Source organism: Limnohabitans sp. 63ED37-2 (assembly GCF_001412535.1).
Taxonomy (GTDB): domain Bacteria; phylum Pseudomonadota; class Gammaproteobacteria; order Burkholderiales; family Burkholderiaceae_C; genus Limnohabitans_A.
In genome coordinates this window covers 2,265,614-2,281,308 of sequence record NZ_CP011774.1, presented here as the reverse complement: position 1 = coordinate 2,281,308, position 15,695 = coordinate 2,265,614, and the positions used below count along the sequence as shown (strand labels likewise).

Genomic DNA, 15,695 nt, shown 5'->3' with positions numbered 1-15,695 from the left:
TTTAGCTGCTGTCCTTGGTCATGCTGCCAAAGGTCACGGTTTGTGTGGGCGCTTGGGTGTCGTAAGCAATGCTCACGGTGTTGTTGGCATCGGCCCCGTCGGCGTTCAGGTTGCCTGCGGTGTCGCCAAACTTGCCGTTGGCCACGCTGATGGTGGCGGTGCCGCTGCCGGTGGTGGGCGTGAAAGTGGCGCTGTAGCTGGTGCCCGAGCCGGTAAAGCCGCTGAGCGTGCCACCGGTGACGGTGACATCACCCACCACGAAGTCGGTGACCGCTTCGCTGGTGGTGAAGGTGATGGTCTCGGTGCCGCCCGCGACCAAGGTGGCGCTGCCCGCACGGGCCACGGCGATGGTGGGCACGCTGGTGTCAATCACCATGGGCTGGGTGGCCACGCCCATGGCGCCGTAGCTGCTCACGGCAGTCAGCGTGGTGCTGTCCACAATGGTGGCTTTGATGGTGTAGTTGCCAGCGGGCAAGCTGGTGCCGGTCTTGTCCAGCGTCCAATTGGTGCCGTTGGGGGTGACGTAGGCGGCGCTGGTGGCCAGGTTGTTGTTGCTGTCCAGGATCTCGACCTTGACACGTTCGGTGCCCAGGATGGCGGCAGGCACGTCGCCGCTGAAGACCAGGGTCTGGTCATTGGTGATGAAGTCACCGGCCACACCGCTGTCGGTGCTGATGGCGGTGATGGTCACGGGGCTGAGGGTTTGCACGGTCACGGGCAGGTCCACCAGCACTTGAGCGCCGGTGGTGCTGTGGTCATAGACCTTGTACAGGTCGGTGCCAATGAGGACCTGGCCTTTGTAGGCCCAAGAGCCACCCAGGCCGGTGTTGCCCAACACGCCACCGGTGCCAGTGACGCCGTCGTTGGCCAGGGCGTCCAGGTTCAGGGTGTCGGTGTTCAGGCCGCGCACGACCATTTGCACCTTGCCTGTGCTGGTGGTGGAGCCGGTGGCGGCCACGCTGCCGTCGGCCGTTTGCACGGTGTCAGTGAAGGCGTAGGTGACCATGGTGGTGGCGTTGCTGCCGCCCAGAGAGAGCACGTCGTTGGCGGACATGGTCAGGGTGCTGGTGCCTTGGAGCTGGAAGACCTCGACTTGCTCGACGGACTTGACGGTCTGGTTGTTGGTCAACTGCTCCAGGTTAAGCGTTGTACCTGCTGCCAGTTGAAGGGTGTCGACGCCCTCTCCGCCTTGGATGTGACCACCTGCGGCCAGAGCCGCTTGCACGCCGGTGCCTGCGGTGATGACGTCGTCACCGGCCAATGTGTTGAGGTCGCCACTTGTATAACTCAAGGCGTCATTGCCTGCAGTCTCACCGCCCACTGAGGTGACTGCTGGTGCGCTGTAGCTGACCACCCGCGTGGCCGTGGGCGCGGCGTTGCCCGCCGCATCCACCACCTTGGCTGTGTACGTCCAGCTGGCATCGCTGCCGTAACCGGCCAGGTCCGTGATCGCCCACGTCGTGCCGCCTGCAGCCACCGTGGCCGTGCCCACCAGCGTGCCGTTGGAGAACACTTGCACGCTCTCGCCTGCGCCCAGCGGGGCGCTGATGAAGCCCGAGACCAGGCGGCCTGCGCTGCTGTCGTTGGTTGTCCAGTCCTTGTTGGCCGTGGCTGCGTTGCTGGTGCCGCTGTCTTTGGTCATGCTGCCAAAGGTGACGGTTTGTGTGGGGGCCACTGTGTCGTACGCCACGCTCACTTGGTTGTCCGCTTGCGTGTTGCTGCCTTGCCCGGCCACATAGGTGTCCTGGTTTTGGCTGCCTGCGGCGTTGGCAAACTTGCTTGCGGCCACGCCAATGGTGGCGGTGCCGCTTGCGTTGGCGTCCGGCGTGAAGGTGGCGGTGTAGACCGTGCTGCTCACGGCTGTCCAGTTGCTCAAGGCGCCCGAGGACAGGGTCACATCGCCTTGCGCAAAGTCGGTGCTGGCTTCGCTCAGGGTGAAGGTGACGGTTTCGGTGGGCTGCGTGCTGCCTGCCGCGCCCAAGGTGCTGCTGGTCGCACGCGTGATGGCCACGGTGGGCGTAGCGGTGCTGTAGGGCAGGCTCAGCGTGTTGTTGGCGTCCGCCCCATCGGCGTTGGCGTTGCCCGCAGCGTCGGTGAACTTGTTGCTGGCCACGCTGATGCTGGCGGTGCCCGCTGCGCCCGAGGCGGGCGTGAAGGTGGCGGTGTAGACCAGCGGGTTGCTGGGGTTTTGCGTGATGGCGCTGAGCGTGCCGCCGGTCACGGCAATGTCGCCCACGCTGCCATTCCACACGAAGTCGGTGCTGACCTCGGAGAGCGTGAAGGTGATGGTCTCGGTGCCGGTGACGGTGCCTGTGCCCGCACGCGTGATGGCGATGGTGGGGGCGGTGGTGTCGGTGTTGTAGGCCAGGGTGATCTGGTTGTTGGCCTCGACCACTTTGCCCGCGAAGGTGTCGGCGCTGTCAAAGGTGTCTTTGTTCAGGTTGCCCGCCGCGTCGGCAAACTTGCCCGCCAGCACGCCGATGGTGGCGCTGCCGGTGGCGTTGGCCGCAGGCGTGAAGGTGGCGGTGTACACCCGCTGGTTGGTGCTGTCTTGCGCAAAGCCGCTCAAGGCGCCGCCGCTGACGGTGATGTCGTTGACATCAAACGAGCTGCTGGCCTCGCTGAGTGTGAACGTCACCGTCTCGGTGCTGGTGACGGTGCCCGAGCCTGCGCGTGTGATGGCGATGGTGGGCGCAGTGCTGTCGGTGCTGTACTGGAAGGTGACCAGGTTGTTGGTCTCCACCGTGGTGCCCGAGACGCCGGTGAGGTAGGTGTCCAGGTTCTGGTTGCCTGCCGCGTCGGTGAACTTGCTGCTGGCCACGCCCACGCTGGCCACGCCCACGCCGTTGGCGTCTGGGGTGAACAAGGCGGTGTAGATGAGCGGGTTGGTGCTGTCTTGGGTAAAGGCGCTGAGGCTGCCGCCGGTGGCGTCGATGTCGGTGATGGCAAAGTTGCTGGAGGCCTCAGACAGGGTGAAGGTGATGGTCTCGCCGCTGCTGGACACCGTGCCCGAGCCGGTGCGGGCCACGGTGACGGTGGGCGCTGTGGTGTCGGTGTTGTAGGGCAGGCTGACTTGGTTGTTGGTCTCGAGCACGGGGTTGGCTGCGGTGTCGGCGCTGTCAAAGGTGTCTTTGTTCAGGTTGCCTGCGGCGTCGCTGAATTGCTCGGCCCGCACGCCCACGGTACCGGTGCCAAAGCTGTTGGCGTTGGGGGTGAAGGTGACTTGGTAGCTGGTGCCCGAGCCGGTAAAGCCGCTGAGCGTGCCGCCGGTGACGGTGAGGTCTGCGTCGCTGAAGTCGCTGGAGGCCTCAGACAGGGTGATGTTGATCACCTCGGAGCCGTTGACCAGGCCCGAGGCGCTGCGGCTGACGATGGCGGTGGGGGCGGTGGTGTCGGCCACCAGGGTGTTGTAGGCGATGCTGACTTGGTTGTTGGCTTCTTGGGTGGCTCCGGTGACGCCGCTCAGGTACGTGTCGGTGTTCAGGTTGCCCGCCGCATCGGCAAACTTGGCCGAGGCCACGCCGATGGTGGCGGTGCCGGTGCTGTTGGCCGTGGGGGTGAAGGTGGCGGTGTACTGGGTATAGCCGCTGGTGCTGTTGCCGCTGCCGCTGACGGGCGCAAAGCCGCTCAGGGTGCCGCCGCTGACGGCGATGTCGGCTTCTTCAAAGTTGGTAGAGGCCTCAGACAGGGTGAAGGTGATGGTCTCGGTGCTCGAGAGCGTGCCCGAGCCGGAGCGGGCCACGGCGATGGTGGGGGCGGTGCTGTCGGTGTTGAAGGCCAGGCTCACTTGGTTGTTGGCCTCGACCACTTTGCCAGCGAAGGTGTCGGCGCTGTCAAAGGTGTGTTTGTTCAGGTTGCCCGCCGCGTCGGTGAACTTGCCGGCCAGCACGCCAAGGGTGGCGGTGCCGCTGGTGCCTGCGGTGGGGGTGAAGGTGGCGCTGTAGTTGGTGCTGCTGCCATTGATGCCGCTCAAGTTGCTCAGGGTGCCGCCGGTGACGGCGATGTCGGCCAGCGTGAAGTCGCTGGACGCTTCGCTCAGGGTGAAGTTGATCGTCTCGCTGGTGGTGACGGTGCCGCTGTTGGTGCGGGCAATGGCCACGGTGGGGGCGGTCACGTCGGTGTTGAAGGCGAAGCTGACCAGGTTGTTGCCTTCTTGGGTGGCGCCTGTGACGCCGGCTTGGTAGGTGTCGGTGTTGGCGTTGCTGGCCGCGTCGGTGAACTTGCCCGAGAGCACGCCCACGGTGGCGGTGCCCAGGGTGCCTGCAGTGGGGGTGAAGGTGGCGGTGTACTGGGTGTATCCGCTGGTGCTGTTGCCGCTGGTGGCCACGGGCGCGAGTGCGCTCAGGGCGCCGCCGGTGGCGTCGATGTCGGCCAGCACGAAGTTGTTGCTGGCCTCGCTCAGGGTGAAGGTGATGGTCTCGGGGCCGGTGACCACGCCGCTGCCCGCGCGGGTGATGGCGATGGTGGGCGCGGTGGTGTCGGGCACCAAGGTGTTGTAGCCGAGCGAGACTTGGTTGTTGGTCTCGGTGGTGGTGCCGCCGACGTTGCCGGCCACGTAGGTGTCGGTGTTGGTGTTGCCGGCTGCGTCGGTGAACTTGGCCGAGGCCACGCCCACGGTGGCGGTGCCTTGCGCGTTGGCAGTGGGCGTGAAGGTGGCGCTGTATTGGGTGAAGCCGTCGGTGGCGTTGCCGCTGGAGGCCACGGGGGCAAAGCCGCTCAGGGCGCCACCGGTGACGTCGATGTCGGCTTGGGCGAAGGTGGTGCTGGCCTCAGACAGCGTGAAGTAGACCGTCTCGCTGGCGTTGACCATGCCCGCGCCGCTGCGGCTGACCACCACCGTGGGGGCTGTGGTGTCGGGCAGCTGGGTGTTGTAGGTGATGTTGATGAGGTTGTTGGCCTGCAAGCTGGTGCCCGCCACGCCGGTGAGGTAGGTGTCCAGGTTGGCGTTGCCCGCCGCGTCGGTGAACTTGCCCGAGGCCACGCCGATGGCCGCCGTGCCCAGCGCGTTGGCGTTGGGGGTGAAGGTGGCGGTGTAGTCGGTGTAGCCGCTGGAGGCGTTGCCGCTGGTGGTGACGGGGGCGAAGTTGGAGAGGGTGCCGCCGGAGACGTCCACATCGGCTGCGCTGAAGGTGGTGGAGGCCTCAGAGAGCACGAAGGTGATGGTGTCTGAGCCGCCTTCGGTCAGCGTGCCCGAGCCGGTGCGGCTGAGCGCCACGGTGGGGGCGGTGGTGTCGGGCGGCACGGTGTTGTAGGCCAGGCTGACTTGGTTGTCCGCTTGGGTGGTGGCGCTGCTGGGGTTGCCCGCCAGGTAGGTGTCGGTGTTGAGGTTGCCCGCGTTGTCTGAGAACTTGCCTGAGGTCACGCCCACGGTGGCCGTGCCCGAGCTGCTGGCCGTGGGGGTGAAGGTGGCGGTGTACTGTGCGAACCCGGTGCCTGCGCTGCCGCTGTCGGGCAAGGCGGTGAAGTTGCTGAGCGTGCCGCCGGTGACGGTGATGTCGCTGGCGGCAAAGTCGCTGGAGGCTTCAGACAGGGTGAAGGTGATGGTCTCGGTGGCACCCGAGGCCAAGGTGGTGCCCGCGTTGGTGCGGCTGACGATGACGGTGGGGGCTGTGGTGTCCACCGGCAAGGTGTTGGTCAGCATCGTGACTGTGTTGTTGGCGTCAGCGCCGTCGGCGTTGGCGTTGCCTGCGGCGTCGGTGAACTTGGCAGATGCCACGCTGATGACGCTGTTGGCCGTGCTGTTGGCGTTGGGGGTGAAGGTGGCGGTGTAGACCAGCGGGTTGGTGCTGTCCTGCGCAAAGCCACTCAAGGTGCCGCCGCTGACGGTGAGGTCGGTGGCCGCAAAGTCGGCGCTGGCCTCGCTCAGGGTGAAGGTGAGCGTGGCCGTCTGGCCAGCAGCCAAGCTGGCTTTGTTGCTGGTGATCGCGATGGTGGGTGCGGTGGTGTCGGTGAGCGATGGTTGGGTGTTGTAGCTCAGGCTGACTTGGTTGTTCACCTCTTGCGAGGTGCCCGCCACGCCGGCCAGATAGGTGTCGGCGTTGGTGTTGCCTGCGGCGTCCTGGAACTTGGCCGAGGCCACGCCGATGGTGGCGCTGCCTTGGGCGTTGGCCGTGGGCGTGAAGGTGGCGCTGTAGGACGTGCCACTGCCTGTGAAGCCGCTGAGCGTGCCGCCGGTGACCACCACGTCGCTGGCGTCAAAGGTGGTGCTGGCCTCCGACAGGGTGAAGACCACGGTGGCCGTTTGGCCTTGGGCCAAGGTCAGTTTGTCGGCGCTGATGGCGATGCTGGGGGCCTGGATGTCCACGGCACCTTCTTTGGTGCCGTAGTCGAAGGTGATGCGGTTGTTGTCTTCAAAGCGGGCGCCGCTTTGGTAAGTGTCGGTGTTGGTGTTGCCTGCCGCATCGCTGAACTTGCCCGCGAGCACGCCCACGCTGGCGGTGCCCGTGCTGTTTGCTGCAGGCGTGAAGGTGGCGGTGTACTGGGTATAGCCGCTGGTGCTGTTGCCACTGGTGGCCACGGGCGAGAGGGCGCCCAGGGTGCCGCCGGTGACGTCGATGTCGCTGGCGGTGAAGGTGGTGGAGGCCTCGCTCAGGGTGAAGTAAATGGTCTCAGGCGCTGTGACCGCGCCAAAGCCGGTGCGGGTCACGGCCACCGTGGGGGCTGTGGTGTCGGCCGCTGTGGTGTTGTAGGCCAAGCTGACCAAGTTGTTGGCCTCGTAGCCGGTGCTGCCCACCACATAGGTGTCGGCGTTGGCGTTGGCCGCCGCATCGGTGAACTTGGCCGAGGCCACGCCCACGGTGGCGGTGCCTTGTGCGTTGGCAGTCGGGGTGAAGGTGGCGCTGTACTGGGCATAGCCACTGGTGGCGTTGCCGCTGGCCCCGATGGGGGCAAAGTTGCTCAGGGTGCCGCCTGTGACGTCGATGTCGGCCAGGGCAAAGGTGGTGCTGGGCTCGCTCAGGATAAAGCTGATGGTGTCGGTATTGCCCGTTGCCAAGGCAGAAGCGCCTGCACGCGAGACGATGACGCTCGGGGCGGTGCTGTCTTGCACCGGGGCGGTGGTGTCATAGGCGATGCTGACTTGGTTGTTGGCTTCGTAGTTGGCCGAGCTGCTGTCGGAGGTGTCAACGTTGTTGTTGCCCAGGGTGTCGGTGAAGCGCGTGGCTTGCACGCCCACGGTGGCGGTGCCAGTGCTGCCTGCGGTGGGGGTGAAGGTGGCGGTGTACTGGGTGTAGCCGGTGCCGGCCGTGCCGCTGGTGGGCACGGGGGCGAAGTTGGACAGGGTGCCGCCGGTGACGTCGATGTCGGACAGCGCAAAGTTGGTGCTGGCCTTGTTCAGGGTGAACAAGAGGGTCTCGTTGGTGGTGAGATCAGCGCCGGTGCTGGCGGCTGCGCTGGTGCGCTCGATGGCGACAGCCGGGGCCGCCTCGCCTGCCACGGTGAAGTTGGAGGTGCCATCACCGACGCTGGAGTTGCCTGAGTCATCGGTGAAGCCCACGTTGAGCAGGTGGTCACCGGTGAGCAAGGGCTGGGTGGGCACCACGCTCCAGGTGCCGTCTTCGGCCACGGTGGCGGTGCCGATCTCTTGGGTGATGGTTTGGCCGTTGAGCACGTAGGTGTCAAACACCGAGACCACGTCGCCGGGGTTGCCGCCTTGGCCGCTGATGGTGGGCAAGGTGTCGTCGGTGGTGCTGTTGTTGGCAATGGAGCCGGTGACCGGGCCTGCGTTGTCGGTGACCACGAAGGCCGCATCGGGCGTGGTGGGGGCGTCCAGGCGGCCGGCGTTGAGGAACTTGGGGCCATCGGAGACGCTGGTGTCGCTGGCGTAGTCCTGCATGGCGTGCGCCGTGGCGTTGCCCAGGCTGCTGGTGGCGGCAATGGAGGCCTCCACTTTGCTGTCGGGGTCAGCCAGCAAGTCGGCGCCGGGCACATTGATGCTGTAGTTGCCAAAGCTGTCCACTGAGCCCGTGAAGGACTTGCCGTTGACGCTGAGGGTGACCACATCGCCGGCGGTGAAGTTGCCGCTGGCTGTGCCGCTCAGGCCCAGCGCTGGGGCCTCGGATTCGGCGATGTTCAAGATGTTGTCGGCGGTGATGGCGTCCAGCGTGAGGGCCACGCCGGGGTTGGAGCCGCTTTGCAGGGCGTAGTCTTGGCTGGCGGTGGGGGTGCCGGTGGCGCCGGTGGCCACCATGGTCGCTTCGATCTTGGTGTCGGGGTCGGCTTTGAGGTCGGCGTTGGGCACGGCCACGCTGAAGAGGCCATCGGCGTCTACGGTGGTGGTGAAGGATTTGCCGTTGACGCTCAGGGTGACGGTGTCACCCTCGGCGAACACGCCAGAGACTTGGCCGGTGACGGTGGTGTTGGTGGTGTTGCCCTCGCTGGTGCTGAGCAAGTTGTCTGTGGCAATCGGGTTGATGGACAAGGCGGTGGTGCTGGAGGGCTGCGGTGTGGCGGCGATGACCAGGTCAAAGGTGTCGTTGGCACTCAGCCCGCCTGCGTCGGTGCGGGTGGCTTTGATGCTCAGCGTGCTGGCCGGGGTGTCCGCTGGCGGGGTGCCGGTGAAGGCGCCGGTGCTGGGGTTCAGGATGAGCCAGCTGGGCAGCGGCGAGCCGTCGGCCAGGGTGGCGCTGTAGGTGGCGGTCTCGCCATTGGCGCTGGTGTCCACGTCGGCAAAGTTGCTGGCGACGTTGAAGCTGGTGATGGCCGTGCCGGCGGTGGCGGTTTTGTCGGTGATGACAGTGGCCACGGTGGGCGCATCGTTGGCGCCTTGGATGCTGACGGTGAGGGTTTGCTGGCTGGTGGCGCCAGCGGCGTCGCGCACGGTGTAGGTGAAGGTGTCGGTCAGCGCTGTGCTGGTGGGCAGCAGGGCTTGAACGGAGGTGTTGCTTTGGTTGACGGCGTAGCTGTAGCTGCCGTTGGCGTTGATGCTGAGGGTGCCGAAGCTGCCCACTTGGCTGGTGGCTGTGCCTGCGGCCACGGCGATGTCGCCTGCGGTGCCGGTGGCGCTGCCTGCGTGAATGGCGCTGACCACTTTGGTGTCGGCGCTGTCCACGTCAGTGTCGTTGGTGAGCACGTTGCCGCTGGGGTTGGTGCCTGCGGCGGCGTTGGCGTTGCCACCCGCTTCGGTGGCGCTGGCTGTGTCGGCCACGGCCACGGGTGCATCGTTGGTGCCGGTGATGGCAATGACCAAGTTGGCGCTTGCGGGAGCGCTGCCGTCTGTTGCGGTGTAGGAGAAGACTTCGTTGACTTTGTCGCCCGCTTTGAGGGCTTGCACGCTGGCTTTGGTGTTGTCCAGGGTGTAGCTGTAGGAGCCGTCTGCGCCCAGTTTGAGCGTGCCAAAGCTACCCACCAAGGTGGTGCCGGTGGTGCTGGTGGAGCCTGCGGTGACGGCGCTGTTGCTGCCGCCAGCCGGGGCCACTTGGGTGATGCGGGTGGCCAAGCTGTCGTTGGTCATCACGTTGCCGGTGATGGCGGCGCTGTCTTCGGTCACGCTGTTGGTGTCGTTGGCAGCGGTGAAGGTGGAGGTGACGGTGTTGACCGAGAGGGTGACGGTGTTGTTGGCGTCAGCGCCGTCGGCGTTGGGGTTGCCTGCGGCGTCGGTGAACTTGGTTGAGGCCACGCTGATGACGCCGTTGGTGGTGCTGTTGGCGTTGGGTGTGAAGGTGGCGGTGTAGACGAGCGGGTTGGTGCTGTCTTGTGTGATGGCGCTGAGGGAGCCGCCGGTGACGTTGATGTCGCCGGTGCTGCCGTTCCAGGCAAAGTCGCTGGAGGCCTCGCTCAGGGTGAAGGTGATGGTGGCGGTTTGACCAGCGGCCAAGCTGCTTTGGTTGCTGCTGATGGCGATGGTGGGCGCGGTGGTGTCCACAGGATCGTTGGCGACCACTTGGATGGCCTGCTCATCGGTGCCCGGGTCATCACCCACGGCCACGGGGTCGGTGGTGAAGCGCACACCGGCTTGGTCGACCACGCTGGCTTTGAGGGTGTAGTTGCCCACGGCTTGCGTGGTCTCGTAGGGCCAGGACCAGGTGCTGGCTCCGTTGGCGGTGGTGATGGGCACCAGGGCGCTGGTGATCAGGGCGCCGGTGCTGCTAAACAAGTCGAGCTTGACCTGAGCTTCTGGCGTGATGACGGTGCCCGCTTTGGGCGTGACGGTGCCGCTGTAGGTGAGCGTGGTGTCGGTGGTGATGAAGTCACCCGCGGTGGCACTGTCCTGGCTCATGGCGGTGATGTCCACCACGGCGCGGCCGTTGTCCACGATTTGTTCGATGTTGCTGTAGTTCAGGGTGTTGGTCACACCCGCGTCGTCTTTGTAGGTGACGGTGCCCGAGCCTGGTGTGGAGCCGGGGGTGAGCACGGCCTGGTCCAGACGCGAGATGTCGAGTTGGTCGGTGCCTGCACCGCCGTTGACGGTGTCGTTGCCGCCGTCCAGGGCGATGATGGAGTCGTTGCCGTCGCCGCCGTTCAAGACGTCGTTGCCTGCGCCACCGTTCAAGGTGTCGTTGCCCAGACCGCCGTCCAGCGTGTCGTTGCCTTCGCCGCCACGCAGTGAGTCGTCGCCTGCGCCGCCAAGCAAGCTGTCAGGGCCTGCCCCGCCGTCCAAGGTGTCGTTGCCGTTGCCGCCGTCCAGGGTGTCAGCACCGTCACCGCCCAAGAGCGAATCGTTGCCGTCACCGCCGATGAGCGAGTCGTTGCCTGCGCCACCGTCCAGGGTGTCGTTGCCCAGACCACCGTCGAGCGTGTCGTTGCCCTCGCCGCCGCGCAGCGAGTCGTCGCCTGCGCCGCCGTTCAAGCTGTCGTTGCCTGCGCCACCGTCCAAGGTGTCGTTGCCTGCGCCGCCGTCCAACGTATCGGCACCGCTCGTGCCTGGCAAGCTGTCGTTGCCGCTGGTGTCGGCACTGATGATTTGAATGGCCTGCTCATCGGTGCCGGGGTCATCGCCCACGGCCACGGGGTCGGTGGTGAAGCGCACACCGGCTTGGTCCACCACGCTGGCTTTGAGGGTGTAGTTGCCCACGGCTTGCGTGGTCTCGTAGGGCCAGGACCAGGTGCTGGCTCCGTTGGCGGTGGTGATGGGCACCAGGGCGCTGGTGATCAGGGCGCCGGTGCTGCTGAACAAGTCGAGCTTGACCTGAGCTTCTGGGGTGATGACCGTGCCCGCTTTGGGCGTGACGGTGCCGCTGTAGGTGAGCGTGGTGTCGGTGGTGATGAAGTCACCCGCGGTGGCACTGTCCTGGCTCATGGCGGTGATGTCCACCACGGCGCGGCCGTTGTCCACGATTTGTTCGATGTTGCTGTAGTTCAGGGTGTTGGTCACACCCGCGTCGTCTTTGTAGGTGACGGTGCCCGAGCCTGGTGTGGAGCCGGGGGTGAGCACGGCCTGGTCCAGACGCGAGATGTCGAGTTGGTCGGTGCCTGCACCGCCGTTGACGGTGTCGTTGCCGCCGTCCAGGGCGATGATGGAGTCGTTGCCGTCGCCGCCGTTCAAGACGTCGTTGCCTGCGCCACCGTTCAAGGTGTCGTTGCCCAGACCGCCGTCCAGCGTGTCGTTGCCTTCGCCGCCACGCAGTGAGTCGTCGCCTGCGCCGCCAAGCAAGCTGTCAGGGCCTGCCCCGCCGTCCAAGGTGTCGTTGCCGTTGCCGCCGTCCAGGGTGTCAGCACCGTCACCGCCCAAGAGCGAATCGTTGCCGTCACCGCCGATGAGCGAGTCGTTGCCTGCGCCACCGTCCAGGGTGTCGTTGCCCAGACCACCGTCGAGCGTGTCGTTGCCCTCGCCGCCGCGCAGCGAGTCGTCGCCTGCGCCGCCGTTCAAGCTGTCATTGCCTGCACCGCCGTCGAGCGTGTCGTTGCCGTTGCCGCCGTCCAGGGTGTCAGCACCGTCGCCGCCCAAGAGCGAATCGTTGCCGTCACCGCCGATGAGCGAGTCGTTGCCCGCGCCACCGTCCAAGGTGTCGTTGCCCAGACCACCGTCGATGGTGTCGTTGTTGTTGGTCCCTGGCAAGCTGTCGTTGCCGTTGGTGCCCACGGGAGCCGTGTTGGTGGCGGTGTTGGGATCACTGTCGCCGGCTGTGTTGCCAGCGGCGTCAGTAGCCAGCACGCTCACGTTACCTGCGGGCACGTTGGCGGTGGGCGTGATGCGCCACTGGCCGTTCGCGTCCACGGTGGCCGAGCCAATGGTGGCGCCATTGACGTCTTTGGCCACGACCACTGCGCCGATCTCGCCGGTGCCGGTGATCGGCTCACGGGTGCCCGCGGTGCCGGGGTTGGTCAGGTTGACGTTGGTTTGGGTGTCGACGGTGAAGGGGGTGCCGTTCGTGGTGCTGGGGCTGCCTGTGGTGGGCGTGACGGTGATGACGGGTGTGTAGGTGCCGTCAGCCAAGTTGCTGGGCGTGGTGATCACAAACGTGCCGTCAGGCTGCACGGTGGGGGTGAGGGTGGCGACCACGGTGCCTGCGGCGTTCTTGATCTGCACCTGAACAGTTGAGCCTGCGGGTGCGGTGCCGCTGATGGTGGGGGTGGCGTCGTTGGTCTTGTTGTCACCCACAGTGCCGCTGTCGCTGGCATCGTCCAGCGCTGCAGCGATGACGGTGGCATTGCGCTCGCCAGCGGTGTTGGGGTCGCTGTCGCCTGCCACGTTGCCAGCGGCGTCGGTCGCCAGCACGCTCACGTTACCTGCGGGCACGTTGGCGGTGGGCGTGATGCGCCACTGGCCGTTCGCGTCCACGGTGGCCGAGCCAATGGTGGCGCCATTGACGTCTTTGGCCACGACCACTGCGCCGGGCTCACCGGTGCCAATGATCGGCTCACGGGTGCCAGCGGTGCCAGCATCGGTCAGGTTGACGTTGATTTTGGTGTCAACGGTGAAGGGGGTGCCGTTGACGGTGCTGGGGCTGCCTGTGGTGGGCGTGACGGTGATGACGGGTGTGTAGGTGCCATCAGCCAAGTTGCTGGGCACGGTGATCGCAAACGTGCCATCGGACTGCACGGTGCCCGCGATGGTGGCGACCACGGTGCCGGCAGCGTTCTTGATCTGCACCTGAACAGAGGAGCCTGCGGGTGCGGTGCCGCTGAGGGTGGGCGTGGCGTCGTTGGTCTTGTTGTCGCCCACAGTGCCGCTGTCGCTGGCGTTGCCCAGTGCGGCAGAGATGACGGTGGGGACAGGCGTGGGGGGTGTGGCGCAGCCGCAGGCCAGGCTCAGGTGCACGGCGTTGTTGTCATCTGCGCCGTCGTTGTTGGTGTTGCCTGCGGCGTCGCTGAAGCGGTTGCTGTCGACGTAGACAGCGGCGTTCTTGGCGTTGGCCGAGGGCGTGAAGGTGGCGGTGTAGGTTTTGCCGCTGCCTTGGAAGTTGCTGAGGGTGCCGCCGATGACGGTGACGTCAGCTGCAGTGAAGTCGGCGCTGGCCTCGCTCAGGGTAAAGGAGATGGTGGCGGTGTCGTTGCTGGTGCCGCTCAGCTGGGTTTTGCTGCTGCTGATGGCGATGGTGGGGCGGGTGGTGTCGGCTGTGGTGCTGCGATCGTCGGTGTTGTCACAGCCGCAGTTGGAGGCCAGGGTGCCGCAGCCCATGCTCAGGCTGACGGTGTTGTTGGTGTCTGAGCCGTCAGCGTTGGTGTTGCCTGCTGCGTCGCTGAAGCGGTCGCTGGCCACGAGCACGGCGGCGCTCTTGGCGTTGGCCGAGGGCGTGAAGGTGGCGGTGTAGGCGGCTGCGCTGCCCTGGAAGTTGCTGAGGGTGCCGCCGATGACGGTGATGTCAGCTGCAGTGAAGTTGGTGCTGGCCTCGCTCAGTGTGAAGGTGAGGGTGGCGGTGTCGTTGTCGCTCAGCTGGGTTTTGTTGCTGCTGACGGTGATGGTGGGGCGGGTGGTGTCGGCTTCGGTGGCGTCGGCATCGGTGCTGCGGGTGGTGTCGGGCGGGCAGTTGACCTTCAGGGACACATTGTTGTTGGTGTCCGCGCCGTCGGCGTTGAACTTGCCCGATGCGTTCGAGAACCGGTCTGAGCCGACCACGATGGCGGCGCTGGTGGCACTGGCGGTGGGGGTGAAGGTGGCGGTGTAGGTTTTGCCGCTGCCTTGGAAGTTGCTGAGCGTGCCGCCGATGACGGTGACGTCGGCTGCAGTGAAGTCGCCGCTGGCCTCGCTCAGGGAGAAGGTGAGGGTGGCTTTTTCTCCGACGAGCAGCTGGTTTTGGTTGCTGGTGACGGTGATGGTGGGGGTGCCGTTGCCGTTGTCGGCTTCGGAGTCTGTGTCAAGGTTGCGGCCAGCGCTGGGCTCGTTTTCCCGCGCGTAGCTTTGCATGGCGTTGGCTGCAGTGCCGCCGCTACCTGTCACGCGGCCTTCAAGGATGCTGTTTTCGTCAGCTGTCAGATCTGCAGCAGGCACGTTGATGCTGTAGTTGCCGTTGGCGGCCACGGCGCCCGTGAAGTTCTTGCCGTTGACGACCAAGGTGACGACGTCACCGGCGCTGAATTTGCCGCTGACTTTGCCGGTGACCGGGATCTGGCTCAACTCGCTTTCTGTGGCGCTGATCAGGTTGTCGGCGGTGACGGGGTCGATGGCGAGGGCTGTTTGGGTGGCCGTGGCGCTGGTCTCGACCACGTAGTCCTGGGCGGCTGTGGCCCGGTCGCCGCCGGTGCCGCTCACGCTGCCTTCGATTTGGGTGTCGGTGTCGGCCTTGAGGTCGGCGGTGGGCACGTTGATGCTGTAGCTGCCGTTGGCGGCCACGGTGCCTGTGAAGCTCTTGCCGTTGACAAGCAGGGTGACGGTATCGCCCGCAGCAAACTGGCCCGTCACTTTGCCCGTGACGGCGGTGGTGGTGATGCCGCCTTCGGTGGGGGTGATGACGTTGTCGCCCGCAATTGGGTCAATGCTCAGCGCGGTCTTCAAGCCTGGACTGGTTGCCTCAGTGTTGTCCTTGTCACGGTTGGCCAAATAGGCCGCTGCACCAACGGCCCCCAGACCCAACAAGCCCACCAAGGGGCTGAAGGCCGCTACGCCCACCACGCCCAATGCGGCCCCCGCGCCCGAGACTTCGGCGCCGCCCAGCGCCACGCTGGCCGCCTGTGCACCATCGCCCAGCAAAGGCACGAGGCCTGCGCTCTTGGGGTCTTCGGGGATGTACTCGTAGAAGCGGCCGTTTTCTGCCTGGCCGATCACGCCGTTGTAGCCCTGGGGCATGACGTCGTAGTAGTCCTCGATGATCAGGCTGGGCTGGGTCTCGTTTTCAAACAAGATGTGCAGGTGTTTGCCCACGCGCTTGACCTTGATGTAGTCGGGCGCCACTTGCTGGTTGCGCAGCATCTCTTGCAATTGGTACTTGGCGCCCACTTGCGCCTTGATGCGCACCGGCTGCCCGCGTTCGCCCGCGCCTTGTTCGATGGTGAGGGTTTGGCTGTTGTCTGCTTTGCCGGTGTTGACGAGGACTTTGTATTGCTTGGCCATGGTGATCTACCTAGAGGAGATATCGGGAATCGGGTGTGAACGTGGAATGAGGGGGCTCAACGGGGGAGCTGACCGGGGGCATCTGGACCCCGGATCAAGTCCGGGGTGACAGAGCCGGGTGCCGGGGTGACAGAGCCGGGTGCCGGGGTGACAGAGCCGGGTGCCGCGGTGACAGAGCCGGGTGCCGGGGTGACACTGCAGGGGCCAGTGGTGACCGCACTGCATGTCATCCTTGGGCTTGACCCGAGGATCCAGAGGTTGCAGCGCA

1 protein-coding gene is annotated in these 15,695 nt (G+C 65.9%); it reads right to left on the bottom strand.

Annotated features, from left to right (window positions below):
- Position 1: 1 nt before the first annotated feature.
- Positions 2-15,427 (bottom strand): Ig-like domain-containing protein, encoded by a 15,426-nt coding sequence (locus L63ED372_RS10810; RefSeq protein WP_062405964.1) that lies wholly within the window; start codon positions 15,425-15,427, stop codon positions 2-4.
- Positions 15,428-15,695 lie beyond the last annotated feature (268 nt).